Annotated in this window: 11 protein-coding genes, 2 tRNA genes, 3 rRNA genes and 1 pseudogene; 5 read left to right on the top strand and 12 right to left on the bottom strand. The window is 55.7% G+C overall.

Going from position 1 to position 16,516, the window contains the following annotated elements; genetic code table 11:
* Nucleotides 1-29: 29 nt before the first annotated feature.
* The 4 genes from LOY38_RS05790 to LOY38_RS05775 all read right to left on the bottom strand — a co-directional run bounded on the left by LOY38_RS05790 (nucleotide 30) and on the right by LOY38_RS05775 (nucleotide 3,432).
* Entirely contained in the window at nucleotides 30-761 is a 732-nt protein-coding gene (locus LOY38_RS05790) for a tetratricopeptide repeat protein (RefSeq protein ID WP_258699185.1), read from the bottom strand.
* A 54-nt stretch (nucleotides 762-815) separates the two neighbouring features.
* Nucleotides 816-1,250 carry a hypothetical protein gene (locus LOY38_RS05785; protein WP_258699184.1) on the bottom strand — a complete coding sequence of 145 codons (435 nt, stop codon included), beginning with the start codon at nucleotides 1,248-1,250 and terminating at the stop codon, nucleotides 816-818.
* A gap of 116 nt (nucleotides 1,251-1,366) precedes the next feature.
* A complete protein-coding gene (locus LOY38_RS05780) occupies nucleotides 1,367-2,725 on the bottom strand; it encodes an ATP-binding protein (protein WP_258699183.1) in 1,359 nt (452 codons plus the stop codon).
* Nucleotides 2,722-3,432: a response regulator gene (locus LOY38_RS05775; RefSeq protein ID WP_258699182.1), complete on the bottom strand. Its 711-nt coding sequence runs from the start codon at nucleotides 3,430-3,432 to the stop codon at nucleotides 2,722-2,724. Before LOY38_RS05775 ends, LOY38_RS05780 begins: the two co-directional genes overlap by 4 nt.
* Nucleotides 3,433-3,599: 167 nt before the next feature.
* Between LOY38_RS05775 and LOY38_RS05770 the strand changes: the two genes are divergently transcribed.
* Nucleotides 3,600-4,391: a VacJ family lipoprotein gene (locus LOY38_RS05770; protein WP_258699181.1), complete on the top strand. Its 792-nt coding sequence runs from the start codon at nucleotides 3,600-3,602 to the stop codon at nucleotides 4,389-4,391.
* Nucleotides 4,381-4,650, top strand: coding sequence for a hypothetical protein (locus LOY38_RS05765; RefSeq protein WP_258699180.1), 270 nt, complete (start codon nucleotides 4,381-4,383; stop codon nucleotides 4,648-4,650). The genes LOY38_RS05770 and LOY38_RS05765 overlap by 11 nt, the downstream gene beginning before the upstream one ends.
* Nucleotides 4,651-4,736: 86 nt before the next feature.
* Here the strand turns inward: LOY38_RS05765 and LOY38_RS05760 are convergent, their stop codons facing one another.
* The 7 genes and pseudogenes from LOY38_RS05760 to LOY38_RS05730 all read right to left on the bottom strand — a co-directional run bounded on the left by LOY38_RS05760 (nucleotide 4,737) and on the right by LOY38_RS05730 (nucleotide 11,234).
* Nucleotides 4,737-5,090, bottom strand: coding sequence for a gamma-glutamylcyclotransferase family protein (locus LOY38_RS05760; RefSeq protein WP_258699179.1), 354 nt, complete (start codon nucleotides 5,088-5,090; stop codon nucleotides 4,737-4,739).
* Nucleotides 5,091-5,103: 13 nt separating this feature from the next.
* Nucleotides 5,104-5,769, bottom strand: a pseudogene (locus LOY38_RS05755) (M24 family metallopeptidase).
* A gap of 193 nt (nucleotides 5,770-5,962) precedes the next feature.
* A 5S ribosomal RNA gene (gene rrf, locus LOY38_RS05750) occupies nucleotides 5,963-6,078 on the bottom strand.
* A 143-nt stretch (nucleotides 6,079-6,221) separates the two neighbouring features.
* Nucleotides 6,222-9,113: ribosomal RNA gene (locus LOY38_RS05745) — 23S ribosomal RNA — on the bottom strand.
* A 236-nt stretch (nucleotides 9,114-9,349) separates the two neighbouring features.
* A tRNA-Ala gene (locus tag LOY38_RS05740) sits at nucleotides 9,350-9,425 on the bottom strand.
* A gap of 30 nt (nucleotides 9,426-9,455) precedes the next feature.
* Nucleotides 9,456-9,532 (bottom strand) — tRNA-Ile (locus tag LOY38_RS05735).
* A 163-nt stretch (nucleotides 9,533-9,695) separates the two neighbouring features.
* Nucleotides 9,696-11,234, bottom strand: a 16S ribosomal RNA gene (locus tag LOY38_RS05730).
* The 16S, 23S and 5S rRNA genes sit together here with 2 tRNA genes alongside, the layout of an rRNA operon.
* A gap of 498 nt (nucleotides 11,235-11,732) precedes the next feature.
* Between LOY38_RS05730 and LOY38_RS05725 the strand changes: the two genes are divergently transcribed.
* On the top strand, nucleotides 11,733-13,670 hold the full coding sequence (locus LOY38_RS05725) for an alkaline phosphatase D family protein (RefSeq protein ID WP_258699178.1): 1,938 nt from the start codon (nucleotides 11,733-11,735) through the stop codon (nucleotides 13,668-13,670).
* A gap of 16 nt (nucleotides 13,671-13,686) precedes the next feature.
* Nucleotides 13,687-14,214, top strand: coding sequence for an adenylate kinase (locus LOY38_RS05720; protein ID WP_258699177.1), 528 nt, complete (start codon nucleotides 13,687-13,689; stop codon nucleotides 14,212-14,214).
* A gap of 88 nt (nucleotides 14,215-14,302) precedes the next feature.
* Here LOY38_RS05720 and LOY38_RS05715 read toward each other — a convergent pair whose 3' ends face one another.
* The gene (locus tag LOY38_RS05715; RefSeq protein WP_258699176.1) at nucleotides 14,303-15,478 is read right to left on the bottom strand and encodes an aspartate aminotransferase family protein; all 1,176 of its coding nucleotides are present in this window, start codon (nucleotides 15,476-15,478) and stop codon (nucleotides 14,303-14,305) included.
* Nucleotides 15,479-15,580: 102 nt separating this feature from the next.
* Between LOY38_RS05715 and LOY38_RS05710 the strand changes: the two genes are divergently transcribed.
* Nucleotides 15,581-16,486, top strand: a complete 906-nt coding sequence (locus LOY38_RS05710) for a LysR family transcriptional regulator (RefSeq protein WP_258699175.1) — start codon at nucleotides 15,581-15,583, stop codon at nucleotides 16,484-16,486.
* Nucleotides 16,487-16,516: the final 30 nt, after the last annotated feature.

The raw sequence follows: 16,516 nt of genomic DNA, 5'->3' as shown, positions 1-16,516 counted from the left end.
AGTTTTTCGGGGCTTTCCATCTTTTCAAACTACAGCTCGACCCTGTGATAAGTGCCTTCAGCACCCACATTGTGGCCAAAACCACATGACTCACCTGCCGTGCGCTTCACCGTGAGCAAATCCTTTTTAATGTCGAAGTTGTATTCACAGTCGCCATCATCTCCGCTCATGGCGTAATGCGCCTTGCCGTTATCAAACGTTAATACCGTTGAAAACTCACCGAGATTGGGACCGTAATACATCGCCATCAAGCCAGCGTAATAGCCCTCGAAATCAACTTGGTATTGATTGCCTTTTGGCTTGATCGTCATGGAATTCCATAACGAAGCCCCGGCATATTGCCAATACTGCCCCTGCGGTCTATTCGACTGTTTCTCAAGGGCGTTTTTTATATCGCCACGGATATTGCCAAGGTTGAAGATCGATTTTTTGTCGTTGGGCAGAATACTCAACCACGCTCGGGCCTTCAGGTAATTGCCCTCATGTATGTAGGTGAGCGCAACGTTGTTGTAGGCCATCGCGACTTTATCTTCGTCCAGCTGACAGCTTTCAGACCAACCTGCTTGCTGCTCATATTGCTCCCGAGCCTTGGCGTATTGCTTGAGATTGTAAAACTCACCGCCCTTGGTGGAATACTCGCTGATCTTGAGGCAATGGGCAGTCGCTTCTTCCGCGGTAATATCCGCTTGAGCAAAAAGCGGTGTGATGAGCAGCAGAAGGATCGCTTCAATCTGTATGAAGCGGTGCCATTTAAAGTCCATATTAGTTCTCTGTTTGAACGTCGATCCCTGGTCCTGATCAGACCTTGGCAACAACTACCGCGGGGCCTCAACAGTCTCGATCACACTGCCGTCATCAATGAGCAGCGCTTGATTAGTCAACGCACTGTCGTTTAGCAATCGCAGGGCTTTCTTCTCCTGCAACTTGGCGACCAGGCTTTCTCGATGGGTCAGGGTGTGATTGATGAACGTCGTACGAGAGAGGATCAAACGGACAGCCGTTGGCAGCATTTCATAAGCTTTTTCGACCAACAGGATGAAGACCTCATCATCCTTGAGCTTTTCTTCCGTGACAGTCAGCAGGCCATTGACCAAAACGTTTTCGACCTTGCCCCAGTTATTTTCCAAAAACTCCGAGGCTTTCGATGTACCTGCCGAAAAATTGCCAGACACACTGTCTTTGGCTGCCATGGCCTTGTCGGTGATCCCGCCTGACAGAGCTCGCGCTTTATCCGTAAGAGACTTGAACATCTGCTACTCCATGAGATGTGGATCCATTTATGCGGCAGAACCTTAGCAGACGAAAAAGTAATGGCATAGAGCCTTCACTCACAAAGTGACCGAAGACGATTGGGATGACCTGTGCCCTACTCCACCTGCACCGGCAACAGCACCAATGCTTCCAACCCACCCTTCGCCCGATTACGCAGCCGTAATTCTCCGCCATGCTCCAGCACAATTGCCCGCGCCGCCGACAACCCTAAACCAACCCCACCGGTGCTCTTGTTCCGCGAGCCTTCCAGACGAAAAAACGGTGTAAACACCTGTTCAAGACTGAACTCAGGAATACCCGGCCCATGATCCAGTACTTTGATCCGCACCTGGCCGGCGCTCGGGTTCAGTTCGATCCCCGGCTCACTACCGTACTTGATAGCGTTGTCGAGCAAGTTGGTCATCACCCGTTTAAGCCCCAACGGACGTCCGAAATACACCAGCCGCAGCGGCCCGCTGAACGTAATATCGACTCCCTGATCCCGGTAATCATCAAGCAGGGTTTGCAGCAGTTCCGCCAGATCAAACTGGGTCGCCGGCTCAAGCCGCGCATCATCACGAAAGAACTCCAGCGCCGAGTTGATCATTGCCTGCATTTCATCCACATCACGAAACAACCGTTGCTGTTGCTCGCTGTCTTCGATGAATTCGCCACGCAAGCGCATTCGCGTCAGGGGAGCGCGCAGGTCGTGGGAGATGGCGGCGAGCATTTGCGTGCGGTCGCGGATGAAGTGTTGCAGTTGCGCCTGCATGGCATTGAACGCGAGAGTGGCCTGGCGGATTTCGTGGGGGCCGAGCGGTTCGATCGGCGGTGCGCGGAAGTCCACGCCGAAGCGGCGGGCGCCTTCGGCGAAGCGCTGCAAAGGTGTGGCGAGGCGCCGGGTGGCGATCAGCGCGACCAGGACGGTGGAGATCAGCACCAGCAGGATGACGATCAGGTAGCGTGGCGCTTCGTCGAGGCCCCAACTGCGCGAGGGCGCGGAGAACATCAACCATGATGAATCCGATAGCTCGATCAGCAGCGCGTAATGTGCGTCCGCGGTGTGCTCCTTCCAGTCGGCCGGTTCATAGGCTTCGATGCGCCGGTCATGGGCTCTGAGCATCGGCTGCAGGATGCTCGAACCGATGTCGGACTTCGGATCGTCCACTGTCGGCAGATTGAGATCGTGCCGATCAGGGTGCCAAGTGATAGTGAAGCCACTCTCGTTGGCGGCTTGCGCCAATGAGGGGCGCAGGGGCGCCGGAGCAGCCTCGATGACGCGGGTGATGGCGGCGGCTTTTTCCAGCAGGCCGATTTCGGTCAGCGGCGGACGCGCCCACACGCCGGCCAGTTGGATAAACAGCCCGTTGAGCGCCAGTGAAATAAGCATGGCCAGGATGATCGTCAACGCGATCCAGCGCGCGACCGTATCTTGCGGCCAGTCTCGGGCACGAATTCGCTTCAGCCAGCTCATCGCCGCGTCACGCTGGGTGTAAACAGATACCCGCCATTGCGCACGGTGCGAATCATCGCCGGGCGTTTGGTGTCGGACTCGAGTTTGCGCCGCAAGCGGCTGACCTGAACGTCGACGCTGCGATCGAACGCCTCATGGCAATGCCCGCGAGCCAGGTCCAGCAATTGCTCGCGAGTGAGAATGCGCTGGGGGTGTTCGACGAAGACCAGCAGCAAGTCGAATTCACCGGCCGACAGCGGGATCATCACGTTATCTGGCGAGCGAAGTTCACGGCAGGTGACGTCCAGATGCCAGTCGGCAAAATCAATCAGAGGCCGTGGCCGCTCTTGCGGAACCGAACGACGCTCGTCCACGCGACGCAGCACAGCACGCACTCGGGCCAGCAGTTCACGGGCGTCGAAGGGTTTGGTCAGATAATCATCGGCGCCCAGCTCCAGGCCGACCACCCGGTCGCTGAGTTCGCCCATGGCGGTCAGCATGATCACCGGTATTGCGTGTCGAATCCGCAGTTGCTGACACAGGATCAGCCCGCTGTCGCCGGGCAACATCACGTCCAGAATGATCAGGTCCGGTGCCTGGCGCTCTATGGCCGCCCATAGTGACGCGCCATCTGTGGCGACCTCGACGCTATAGCCGTGCTGCACGAAGAATTTTTTCAGTAGATCGAGGACTTCGAGGTCGTCGTCCACAATTAAAAGGCTGTTCACCGAAAGTCACTTAAGGGGGCGAATGGAGCCGCCATCTAAAACCATTCACGGCAGCGCGTCATATATTTCAATCTTGCAACAAAACGTCATCGCCGCAATAAACCAGACATCTTCGCGCAAGGCACGGGGCTCAGTATCTCGGCGAATTCCTCCCGAGACCTGCATCCATGTTGCCTTTCAAGTGTGCTCCCTGGCTGGCCCGTAATACTTCGATTGCTGTGCTGACCGCAGGGTTGGCGGGTTGCAGCAGCCAGCCGCCGTCCACCACTAACGTGAGCTGCGCCGACATCGCCTATTCGGTGTACGACCCGGCGGAACCGTTCAATCGTGGCGTCTTCGCGTTTAACCGGGTGGTTGATGATTACGCCCTGGCGCCGGTCGCGCGCGGCTACCGCTACACGCCGGACTTTTTCCAGACCGGAGTGCATAACTTTGTCGCGAACTTTGGCGAGCCGAAGGTCTTTATCAATGACCTGCTGCAAGGCAACCCGATGCGCTCGGCTAATACCCTGGGGCGTTTCGCGCTCAACACTACAGTCGGGGTAGTGGGCCTGATCGACGTCTCCGGGATGCTCGGTATCCCGCGTCACGACGCGGACTTTGGCCAGACCTTCGGCGTGTGGGGCATTGGCAACGGCCCGATCGTCGAGTTGCCTTTGCTCGGCACTTCCAACAGCCGCGACGCCGTCGGGCGCGTGCTCGGTTTTGTGGTCGATCCGTTCGGCAGCAACAGCGATACCGTGGTCACGCTGTCCACCATTAACACGGTCGGTGGCATCGTCGACGGTCGGGCAGAAGCCTTACCGCTGACCGACAGCCTGCAAAAACTGCCGGACTACTACAGCGCTCTGCGTAACGTGGTTGCCGAGCATCGTGCCGCTTACGTAGCCGATGGCAAACAAGGCTCGCCAGAGCACACCACCCCACAGTGCACAGGAGCAGCGGCCGATGGGTTCTGAAAGCAATAGCCTGCTTCTGCAGCAACGGATGATCCGGGACGACCCGGCCAATCTGCATCTGCACTGTCGGGAAATCACCCTGCGCCTGTCACCGGACTGTCGCCAACTGGTGCTCACCCGCTACTCCGAACACTACGGCCCGGCGCTGGTACGCTGGATAGAGCGTAGCCACACGGTGTCGGTGACCGAACTGTTTCGTTGGCTCGTGGCCAATGGTGAGGCGGGGGTCATACGAGCGCATAGCCCGTCGCTGCCTTGATTTCAGGGTGATCATATGGAGGGTGGACGTCTTCCGGTCGGCAACACACCCAAGGCCTACAGCGAAACCGGGGGGGGCTCCAGCAATCAGGCCCGCACGTAGACCCAGGCGCTGGTGCCGGATTTTAGGGTCACCCTGACGCGTTTGTAGTCCGCCACCTCATATTCGTCGGCCGCAACCAGCTCCTGAGCCGTGATCTGGAAAACTGTGCCGGTGATCTCGTCCGACAGGTCAGCACTCTCCTGCACGATGGGATGATGGGTTTTCCCACTCGCGGCCAACACTGCCGGATCGGTTATCTCGACCAGGTTCTGCTTGTAGCCCGGCAGGTTGTCGGAACGACCATTCAACCTGCGCCCGAAGGTGGACAACTGAACCGCCTGATCCTGCAAGGTACCGTAGGAAAACAGCAGAACCGGTTGCTCTGTTTGGTTTGGCATAAAGTTTCCTCGATCAGATGAGCAAGTCTTCGTAGAACGCGCCGAAAGGACGCTCAGGGTGGGCGATCTGGATTTCCAGAATCCACAGGCCGGTCGTCGGGTATTTGTCTAAATCCCCGAGGTCACCACCACGGTGAATGGCATGAGGGAAATCGCTGACTCTGTGGCCTTTGATGCCCAGGTTGAGCTTCCACCCCATGGCTTGCGCCTGGTCGGCCGCATAGCTGTAAAGCTCCATGCCGGAAACCCGCTCGCTACGCCAAAAGCCTTCGACTCGATTGAAAAGCTCCTGGGCGGCTGCGGCTCAGGCGATCATTTCCGGGTCGGAACCGGTGGTGAAAGTCGCCCCTGCATCACCTTCATGCCCTTGCCAGACCGCGCCCATGTCGATGAAGAAAATGTCTTCGGCACCCAGTTCAGGATCGCCATCGGAGCGCTGTTTGAACGTCTTGAGTGTATTGGCTCCAAAGCGAATCAGCAGTGGGTGCCAAATGCGATCCATGCCAAGTTCCGACAGAATCTGTTTACCCCGCGCCTGGGCCTCGGACTCGCGAATGCCGGGCGAAATAACCCGGGCAATCTGTTCGATGGCCTTCCAGGTCATCTGCTGTGCATGGCGCATCGTTTCCAGCGTGTAACGCTCGCCTACCGCTTCTTTACCGCTCAGGGCCGTTGTCATCGTTCATTCCTTTTGTACGAAAGCACAGCTTTTTCGCTATATAGTTTTATATATTGCGATATTCGATAAAAAAGATATAGCCATGATTCAAGCTTCAATCCACCGCCATGACGCCTGAACGAGTCCTGTGAACTTTCCTGCGGGCAAAACAAAACCCCTACCTGCATACGCAGATAGGGGTTTCGGAATTTAATCTTGACGATGACCTACTCTCACATGGGGAAACCCCACACTACCATCGGCGATGCATCGTTTCACTGCTGAGTTCGGGATGGGATCAGGTGGTTCCAATGCTCTATGGTCGTCAAGAAATTCGGGTACCGAACCGTCTTTCGACGCTTCAGCAAATTGGGTATGCGATAGTTTGTGTGTTTCTCGAACTTTCGGTTCATTGCGTCTTCACACACCGCAATCTGGTGTCCTTTCGGATCAGCAAATTGCTTGGGTGTTATATGGTCAAGCCTCACGGGCAATTAGTATTGGTTAGCTCAACGCCTCACAGCGCTTACACACCCAACCTATCAACGTCGTAGTCTTCGACGGCCCTTCAGGGGACTCAAGGTCCCAGTGAGATCTCATCTTGAGGCTAGTTTCCCGCTTAGATGCTTTCAGCGGTTATCTATTCCGAACATAGCTACCCGGCAATGCCACTGGCGTGACAACCGGAACACCAGAGGTTCGTCCACTCCGGTCCTCTCGTACTAGGAGCAGCCCCTCTCAAATCTCAAACGTCCACGGCAGATAGGGACCGAACTGTCTCACGACGTTCTAAACCCAGCTCGCGTACCACTTTAAATGGCGAACAGCCATACCCTTGGGACCGGCTTCAGCCCCAGGATGTGATGAGCCGACATCGAGGTGCCAAACACCGCCGTCGATATGAACTCTTGGGCGGTATCAGCCTGTTATCCCCGGAGTACCTTTTATCCGTTGAGCGATGGCCCTTCCATACAGAACCACCGGATCACTAAGACCTACTTTCGTACCTGCTCGACGTGTCTGTCTCGCAGTCAAGCGCGCTTTTGCCTTTATACTCTACGACCGATTTCCGACCGGTCTGAGCGCACCTTCGTACTCCTCCGTTACTCTTTAGGAGGAGACCGCCCCAGTCAAACTACCCACCATACACTGTCCTCGATCCGGATAACGGACCTGAGTTAGAACCTCAAAGTTGCCAGGGTGGTATTTCAAGGATGGCTCCACGCGAACTGGCGTCCACGCTTCAAAGCCTCCCACCTATCCTACACAAGCAAATTCAAAGTCCAGTGCAAAGCTATAGTAAAGGTTCACGGGGTCTTTCCGTCTAGCCGCGGATACACTGCATCTTCACAGCGATTTCAATTTCACTGAGTCTCGGGTGGAGACAGCGCCGCCATCGTTACGCCATTCGTGCAGGTCGGAACTTACCCGACAAGGAATTTCGCTACCTTAGGACCGTTATAGTTACGGCCGCCGTTTACCGGGGCTTCGATCAAGAGCTTCGCGTTAGCTAACCCCATCAATTAACCTTCCGGCACCGGGCAGGCGTCACACCCTATACGTCCACTTTCGTGTTTGCAGAGTGCTGTGTTTTTAATAAACAGTCGCAGCGGCCTGGTATCTTCGACCGGCGTGGGCTTACGGAGCAAGTCCTTCACCCTCACCGGCGCACCTTCTCCCGAAGTTACGGTGCCATTTTGCCTAGTTCCTTCACCCGAGTTCTCTCAAGCGCCTTGGTATTCTCTACCCAACCACCTGTGTCGGTTTGGGGTACGGTTCCTGGTTACCTGAAGCTTAGAAGCTTTTCTTGGAAGCATGGCATCAACCACTTCGTGTTCTAAAAGAACACTCGTCATCAGCTCTCGGCCTTGGAATCCCGGATTTACCTAAGATTCCAGCCTACCACCTTAAACTTGGACAACCAACGCCAAGCTGGCCTAGCCTTCTCCGTCCCTCCATCGCAATAACCAGAAGTACAGGAATATTAACCTGTTTTCCATCGACTACGCTTTTCAGCCTCGCCTTAGGGACCGACTAACCCTGCGTCGATTAACGTTGCGCAGGAAACCTTGGTCTTTCGGCGTGGGTGTTTTTCACACCCATTGTCGTTACTCATGTCAGCATTCGCACTTCTGATACCTCCAGCAAGCTTCTCAACTCACCTTCACAGGCTTACAGAACGCTCCTCTACCGCATCACCTAAGTGATACCCGTAGCTTCGGTGTATGGTTTGAGCCCCGTTACATCTTCCGCGCAGGCCGACTCGACTAGTGAGCTATTACGCTTTCTTTAAAGGGTGGCTGCTTCTAAGCCAACCTCCTAGCTGTCTAAGCCTTCCCACATCGTTTCCCACTTAACCATAACTTTGGGACCTTAGCTGACGGTCTGGGTTGTTTCCCTTTTCACGACGGACGTTAGCACCCGCCGTGTGTCTCCCATGCTCGGCACTTGTAGGTATTCGGAGTTTGCATCGGTTTGGTAAGTCGGGATGACCCCCTAGCCGAAACAGTGCTCTACCCCCTACAGTGATACATGAGGCGCTACCTAAATAGCTTTCGAGGAGAACCAGCTATCTCCGAGCTTGATTAGCCTTTCACTCCGATCCACAGGTCATCCGCTAACTTTTCAACGGTAGTCGGTTCGGTCCTCCAGTCAGTGTTACCTAACCTTCAACCTGCCCATGGATAGATCGCCCGGTTTCGGGTCTATTCCCAGCGACTAGACGCCCTATTAAGACTCGCTTTCGCTACGCCTCCCCTATTCGGTTAAGCTCGCCACTGAAAATAAGTCGCTGACCCATTATACAAAAGGTACGCAGTCACCCAACAAAGTGGGCTCCCACTGCTTGTACGCATACGGTTTCAGGATCTATTTCACTCCCCTCTCCGGGGTTCTTTTCGCCTTTCCCTCACGGTACTAGTTCACTATCGGTCAGTCAGTAGTATTTAGCCTTGGAGGATGGTCCCCCCATATTCAGACAAAGTTTCTCGTGCTCCGTCCTACTCGATTTCATGACCAAGAGATTTTCGCGTACAGGGCTATCACCCACTATGGCCGCACTTTCCAGAGCGTTCCGCTAATCTCAAAGCCACTTAAGGGCTAGTCCCCGTTCGCTCGCCACTACTAAGGGAATCTCGGTTGATTTCTTTTCCTCAGGGTACTTAGATGTTTCAGTTCCCCTGGTTCGCTTCTTAAGCCTATGTATTCAGCTTAAGATACCTAACTTATGTTAGGTGGGTTCCCCCATTCAGACATCTCCGGATCAAAGTCTGTTTGCCGACTCCCCGAAGCTTTTCGCAGGCTACCACGTCTTTCATCGCCTCTGACTGCCAAGGCATCCACCGTATGCGCTTCTTCACTTGACCATATAACCCCAAGCAATCTGGTTATACTGTGAAGACGACATTCGCCGAAAATTCGCGATTAAACTCACAAATTTTACCTTAGCCTGATCCGTTACCAGTGAAAGTAACGTTCAGTCTATCTTTCTATCACATACCCAAATTTTTAAAGAACGATCTAGCCAAAGACTAGAAATCAACATTCACCATCATCACGATGGAATGCTCATTTCTAAGCTTTCAACAAACAGAAGCAGTAGTGGTGGAGCCAAACGGGATCGAACCGTTGACCTCCTGCGTGCAAGGCAGGCGCTCTCCCAGCTGAGCTATGGCCCCATATTTCTACAGGCGTTTCCCACACAAAATTGGTGGGTCTGGGCAGATTCGAACTGCCGACCTCACCCTTATCAGGGGTGCGCTCTAACCAACTGAGCTACAGACCCAATTTCGAGCTACTAAGGCCGACCTCACCCTGCTCTTTACCACACAGCATGGGGTGCGCTCTAACCAACACAGCTACAACCTGATACAGGCTGCTTCTTATCGTCTTCTTCAATGAATCAAGCAATTCGTGTGGGAACTTATGGAGCAGCTGATGTCGTCGATTAAGGAGGTGATCCAGCCGCAGGTTCCCCTACGGCTACCTTGTTACGACTTCACCCCAGTCATGAATCACACCGTGGTAACCGTCCTCCCGAAGGTTAGACTAGCTACTTCTGGTGCAACCCACTCCCATGGTGTGACGGGCGGTGTGTACAAGGCCCGGGAACGTATTCACCGCGACATTCTGATTCGCGATTACTAGCGATTCCGACTTCACGCAGTCGAGTTGCAGACTGCGATCCGGACTACGATCGGTTTTATGGGATTAGCTCCACCTCGCGGCTTGGCAACCCTCTGTACCGACCATTGTAGCACGTGTGTAGCCCAGGCCGTAAGGGCCATGATGACTTGACGTCATCCCCACCTTCCTCCGGTTTGTCACCGGCAGTCTCCTTAGAGTGCCCACCATTACGTGCTGGTAACTAAGGACAAGGGTTGCGCTCGTTACGGGACTTAACCCAACATCTCACGACACGAGCTGACGACAGCCATGCAGCACCTGTCTCAATGTTCCCGAAGGCACCAATCCATCTCTGGAAAGTTCATTGGATGTCAAGGCCTGGTAAGGTTCTTCGCGTTGCTTCGAATTAAACCACATGCTCCACCGCTTGTGCGGGCCCCCGTCAATTCATTTGAGTTTTAACCTTGCGGCCGTACTCCCCAGGCGGTCAACTTAATGCGTTAGCTGCGCCACTAAGAGCTCAAGGCTCCCAACGGCTAGTTGACATCGTTTACGGCGTGGACTACCAGGGTATCTAATCCTGTTTGCTCCCCACGCTTTCGCACCTCAGTGTCAGTATCAGTCCAGGTGGTCGCCTTCGCCACTGGTGTTCCTTCCTATATCTACGCATTTCACCGCTACACAGGAAATTCCACCACCCTCTACCATACTCTAGCTCGACAGTTTTGAATGCAGTTCCCAGGTTGAGCCCGGGGATTTCACATCCAACTTAACGAACCACCTACGCGCGCTTTACGCCCAGTAATTCCGATTAACGCTTGCACCCTCTGTATTACCGCGGCTGCTGGCACAGAGTTAGCCGGTGCTTATTCTGTCGGTAACGTCAAAACAATTACGTATTAGGTAACTGCCCTTCCTCCCAACTTAAAGTGCTTTACAATCCGAAGACCTTCTTCACACACGCGGCATGGCTGGATCAGGCTTTCGCCCATTGTCCAATATTCCCCACTGCTGCCTCCCGTAGGAGTCTGGACCGTGTCTCAGTTCCAGTGTGACTGATCATCCTCTCAGACCAGTTACGGATCGTCGCCTTGGTGAGCCATTACCTCACCAACTAGCTAATCCGACCTAGGCTCATCTGATAGCGCAAGGCCCGAAGGTCCCCTGCTTTCTCCCGTAGGACGTATGCGGTATTAGCGTCCGTTTCCGAGCGTTATCCCCCACTACCAGGCAGATTCCTAGGCATTACTCACCCGTCCGCCGCTCGCCACCAGGTACAAGTACCCGTGCTGCCGCTCGACTTGCATGTGTTAGGCCTGCCGCCAGCGTTCAATCTGAGCCATGATCAAACTCTTCAGTTCAAACATCTTTGGGTTTTTAAGAAACCCTAAACTTGGCTCAGCAATCGTTGGTTACATCTTTGATTTCTCGCGGAGTAACTTGTGATGCTGATAATCTTGTTGACTATCAGTCTGACTCCACAAGCACCCACACGAATTGCTTGATTCAGTTGTTAAAGAGCGGTTGGTTAAGATCTTTCGTCTCAACCGAGGCGCGCATTCTACAGCAGCCTCTGTTGCTGTCAAGCAGTAAATTTCAAATTTTCTTCATGAAATTCAGCTACTTGCCGCTAACTCAGTTTCAAACTCCTCGTTAGCGGGAGGCGAATAATACAGTATTTTATTTGGTGGTCAACCACCTACTGTAATTATTTTCCCCTAGCCCAGGTAGCCTAGGCCGAGTACCGACTTCTACCTCATGAGCAGTCCTGGCTTTGCTTGCATTACCCGTCGACAAACCCGCCCTCTTCACCAGCTGCGCTATGATCGCGCCCCTCTGCGCCAAGAGTCTTGAACTGGATGTCCATGTCTTTGCCACTAACTAACGCTCGTCAATCGCTGCCCCCCGCCCTCGTTGGCCCGCTATTGCGGCGCCTGGAACCTACGCGACTGGTGCTCTGGCTGGTGGGATCACGTGCGCTGACGCTGACGCTGCGCCTGCAAGGCATCGATATCCGCCTCAGTGCGGATCAATGCACGATCATTCCCGTCGGCACTCATGCCTTTGTTCATTTAATAGATGTGCCACTGAACACCGCCCTGCCCTGTGACACGTTGATCGAGTACGACCTGCTGATCACCGAGGCGGATGGCGCTCAGTCCGGCATCGCCGAGTGGGCACCTCATCTACTATATGGCGAAGCGCGTTGCCCGAATTTCGTGTTGCGCTCGGGGATCGATCAGCTGCTGCATGGCTCCTGCCGTAAACCTCACCATCCGGCGGCCGATGGCTTGCTGTGCGTCGACCGGTTGCTCGCGTCCGAGCCGGATGCTTGCAAGCGCCCCGCGCTATTAATGATGAGCGGTGATCAAGTGTATGCGGATGATGTCGCGGGGCCGATGTTGCGGGCGATTCACGCCCTGATCGAGCGCCTGGGGCTGTTCGACGAATATCTCGACGGTGCGGTGGTCAGCGACAGCGCCAAACTCTACGAACACCCAGCCAGTTACTACCATCGTGCGGATTTGTTACCGGCGCTTGAGAGCAACGAAACCCTGCGTGAACGATTTTTCGGCGGGGCGCGTAAGCCGATTTTCACCAGCAGCAGCGCCGACAACCATCTAGTGACCTTCGCCGAAGTCATGGCCATGTACCTGCTGGTGTGGTCGCCAACGTCCTGGACGCTGATCGCGCCACAACCACCGACACTGACGCCCGAACAACGCAAACGTTATGCCCTGGAACAGACCCGCATCGTTGGGTTCAAGGCAGGGCTGGAGGGTGTCGGGCGGGCGATGGCGCATCTGCCGTGCCTGATGATTTTTGACGACCACGATATTACCGATGACTGGAATCTTTCCGCGCAATGGGAGGAAACGGCTTACGGCCATCCGTTCTCCAAGCGCATCATCGGCAACGCGCTGCTTGCTTATATGCTGTGCCAGGGTTGGGGCAACAACCCGGACGCGTTTGGTGACCTGCTGGAAAAAACTCGTTTATTGAGCACCACAGGGAAGGATCATTACTTCGACAGCGACGTCCAGGACAGTTTGATCGATGAGCTGCTGAGCTTTCAAAAGTGGCATTACGTACTGCCCACTCGCCCCGCACTGGTGGTGCTCGACACTCGCACCCGGCGCTGGCGCAGTGAGATGAATCTCAAGCAGCCGTCGGGCCTGCTGGACTGGGAGGCCCTCAGTGAGTTGCAACAGGATTTGCTCGACCACCCCTCGGCAATCATCGTTTCGCCGGCGCCGATCTTCGGCGTCAAACTGATCGAAACCGTGCAGCGGGTGTTCAGCTGGTGCGGTTATCCACTGCTGGTCGACGCCGAAAACTGGATGGCCCATCGCGGCGCGGCCCAGGTGATCCTGAACATTTTCCGACACTCCCGCACACCCGGTAACTACGTGGTGCTGTCCGGTGATGTGCATTATTCCTTCGTCTACGAAGTATTGATCCGACACCGCAAGGCCGGCCCGCGCATTTGGCAGATCACCAGCAGCGGCATAAAAAACGAATTCCCGCCTGCCCTGCTCGAATGGTTCGACCGCCTCAACCGTTGGCTCTACTCGCCCCGTTCGCCACTCAACTGGCTGACTAAGCGCCGGCGCATGCGCATTGTTCCGCACATTCCCGAACACGCTGAAGCAGGCGAACGGCTGTGGAATTCGGCAGGAGTCGGCCAAGTGTTCTTCAATGAAAAGGGCCAGCCGCAGGATATTTATCAATTCAATGCGGATGGATCGCCAAAGACGCGGATGGTTGCGCCTGACATTTGCGAAGCGGCTGACTGACTTTGCCTGAGTTGCCATGAGCAATCATTACCCGCACTCCATGAACCTCTCCCGCACCCTGATCATCGGCAACTCTGGCTCGGGCAAGAGTTGGCTGGCCAAACGACTGGCCGAGCACTTGCAAGTGCCCTGGACTGATCTCGACCTGATTCACTGGGTATCCGACGAACACAGCATCGCCCGTCCCCGTGCCGAAGCATTGGGAATGGCGCGGGTGGCGGCGAGCGAAGAGCGCTGGGTTATCGAGGGTGTTTACGACTGGATGCTCAGCGAACTTGTGGAGCAAGCAACAGCGATGATCTGGCTGTGCGTGGAGGACGAAGACTGCGTGAACAACATTCGCCAGCGAGAAGCGATGCGGGACGACAGTGACGAGTTGCTGATAGCGTTACTGGAATGGGCCGGCAGCTACCGTACTCGCGAAGGAGCCAGTGGATTTGCCGCGCATCAGCGTTTGTTTGAAGCGTTCATCGGTTGGAAACTTCAACTGATGAACCGGGCTGAAGTCTCGGCTTTCATCAGTGCGATGCAACAAACCGACTGATCGTCCCCACCATCCTATACGAGACACCGATTCTGTAGGAGCAGCCCGCGGCAGCTCCTACGGGGGAACGGCGTACATCCAGGAGAAGTCAGACCGCGCTCACCGCCCGGCAAACCCCTCTGACAATCATCTCCACTTCCCGCTCATCAATTGTCAGCGGTGGCAACAGGCGAATGGTCTTGCCCCGTGTCACGTTGATCAGCAAGCCGTGATCCCGTGCGGCAATCAGGGTCAGGTCGCGGATCGGTTGGACGAGTTCGATACCGATCATCAAGCCCTGGCCACGGATCGCCAGGACATTCGGGTCGTCGGCCAATTCGATGCGCAATCTGGCAAGCAGACGCTCACCCTGAAGTCTGGCGTTTTCCAACAGGCCTTGTTCCTCGATGATCTCCAACACGGTGCAACCCACCCGGCACGCCAGCGGATTGCCGCCGAACGTGCTGCCATGACTGCCGGGCGTGAACAAATCCGCGGCTCTGCCCCGAGCCAGACAGGCACCAATGGGCACTCCATTGCCCAGGCCTTTGGCCAGAGTCATGACATCCGGAACGATGCCTTCGTGCTGGAAGGCAAACCACTGGCCGGTACGGCCGATGCCGGTCTGGATTTCGTCAAGCATCATTAACCAGGCGCGCCGGTCGCAGAGTTCGCGCACCGCTTTGAGATAACCGGGCGGCGCCACTTGCACACCGCTTTCGCCCTGAATCGGTTCCATCAGTATCGCTACGATGCGCGAGCCGTGGGCTTTCTGCGCCTTCTTCAGGGCGGCGAGGTCGCCGAACGGCACTTTGATGAAATCCCCCGGCAATTCGTTAAACCCCAGGCGCACCGCCGGGCCATCGCTGGCCGACAAGGTGCCGAGGGTCCGGCCGTGGAAAGCATTCTCCATGACCACTACCAGCGGCTGCTCGATGCCTTTGTGCCAGCCGTAAAGCCGCGCAAGTTTCAGCGCGGTTTCATTGGCTTCGGCGCCGGAGTTGTTGAAGAACGCCCGCTCCATGCCCGACAGTTGAACCAGTTTCTGCGCCAGCCGCTGTTGCCAGTCGATGCTGTACATATTGGAGGTGTGCAGCAGCAGGCCGGCCTGTTCGCTGATGGCCGACACGATTCGCGGGTGGGAATGGCCAACGTTGGTCACCGCCACCCCCGCCACCGCATCCAGGTATTCACGACCGGCCTGGTCCCACAGGCGCGTGCCCAGGCCTTTACTGAAACTCAGGGCCAAGGGTTGGTAAGTGCTCATCAGGCAGGTGGCGGTCATGACATCAAGCTCCATCAATAGTCGGTGTTTTTGCAGTATGGTTAGCCACCTGAGCTGGATAAACATTGCAACACTTCAATCATTTTAAAGCTGGGCTTGATAATGGATTTATTCCAGGCAATGACCGTTTACGTAAAGGTGGTGGAAGCCGGCAGTATGACCGCCGCCGCTTTGCAGTGCGAAATGTCCACGACCATGGTCGGCAATCACCTGCGGGCTCTGGAGCAACGACTGGGTGTGCGCCTGCTCAACCGTACGACACGGCGTCAACGTTTGACGGAATTCGGCACGGCGTACTATCAGCGGTGTCTCGAAGTGCTGGGGCTGGTGGCCGATTCCGAACGCCTGGCCGAACAGACCCTCGACGAACCGAGCGGCACTCTGCGCATCACCGCGCCGCTGACCTTCGGCACCGAACGGCTGGCGCCAGCCTTAAGCGAGTTCACCCTGCGCTGTCCGCAAGTCAAACTCGACGTCGTTTTGACCAACCAGCGCCTGGACTTGCTCGACAACGGTTTCGACGTGGCGATTCGTCTGGGCACTACCGAGCTGTCCAACATGATTTCTCGCCCGCTCATCGACTACACGATGACCCTGTGCGCATCGAAGGATTATCTGGAGCGTCGAGGCACACCGGAAAAACCCGCCGACCTGCAACACCATGACTGCCTGGCTTTCGCCTACCCGGCCGGAGATGACTGGCACTCGGTAGCCAAACAATGGCGTCTGAAGGGCCCCGAAGGTGAAGTCATGGTGGCGGTCAGTGGGCCGATGCTGATCAACAGCTCGGCGGGGCTGCATCAAGCGGCGCGAACCGGCATGGGCATCGTGATGGTGCCCGATGCGTTGGTGGAGCAGGACCTTCGGGACGGAAAACTGGTGGCCTTGATGCAGGACTACCAACTACCAAGTCGGCCGATGAACCTGGTGTACGCCCAGGACCGCTACCGTTTGCCGAAATTGCGCAGCTTCGTCGACTTTGCACTGCAGTGGTGGGGCAAGCACTAGCCGGGGCAATACACCATGAATTAATCTCCC

Source organism: Pseudomonas sp. B21-015, from assembly GCF_024749285.1.
Classification (GTDB): Bacteria; Pseudomonadota; Gammaproteobacteria; order Pseudomonadales; family Pseudomonadaceae; genus Aquipseudomonas.
Note: the sequence above shows the minus strand (reverse complement) of the source record. Positions and strands in the feature narration are given on the sequence as shown.

Bases quoted from the DNA above. Each gene is read 5' to 3' on its own strand.
- LOY38_RS05790 (WP_258699185.1), bottom strand. From the start codon at position 761: ATGGACTTTAAATGGCACCGCTTCATACAGATTGAAGCGATCCTTCTG.
- LOY38_RS05785 (WP_258699184.1), bottom strand. From the start codon at position 1,250: ATGTTCAAGTCTCTTACGGATAAAGCGCGAGCTCTGTCAGGCGGGATC.
- LOY38_RS05780 (WP_258699183.1), bottom strand. From the start codon at position 2,725: ATGAGCTGGCTGAAGCGAATTCGTGCCCGAGACTGGCCGCAAGATACG.
- LOY38_RS05770 (WP_258699181.1), top strand. From the start codon at position 3,600: ATGTTGCCTTTCAAGTGTGCTCCCTGGCTGGCCCGTAATACTTCGATT.
- LOY38_RS05765 (WP_258699180.1), top strand. From the start codon at position 4,381: ATGGGTTCTGAAAGCAATAGCCTGCTTCTGCAGCAACGGATGATCCGG.
- LOY38_RS05760 (WP_258699179.1), bottom strand. From the start codon at position 5,090: ATGCCAAACCAAACAGAGCAACCGGTTCTGCTGTTTTCCTACGGTACC.
- LOY38_RS05725 (WP_258699178.1), top strand. From the start codon at position 11,733: ATGTCCATGTCTTTGCCACTAACTAACGCTCGTCAATCGCTGCCCCCC.
- LOY38_RS05720 (WP_258699177.1), top strand. From the start codon at position 13,687: ATGAGCAATCATTACCCGCACTCCATGAACCTCTCCCGCACCCTGATC.
- LOY38_RS05715 (WP_258699176.1), bottom strand. From the start codon at position 15,478: ATGACCGCCACCTGCCTGATGAGCACTTACCAACCCTTGGCCCTGAGT.
- LOY38_RS05710 (WP_258699175.1), top strand. From the start codon at position 15,581: ATGGATTTATTCCAGGCAATGACCGTTTACGTAAAGGTGGTGGAAGCC.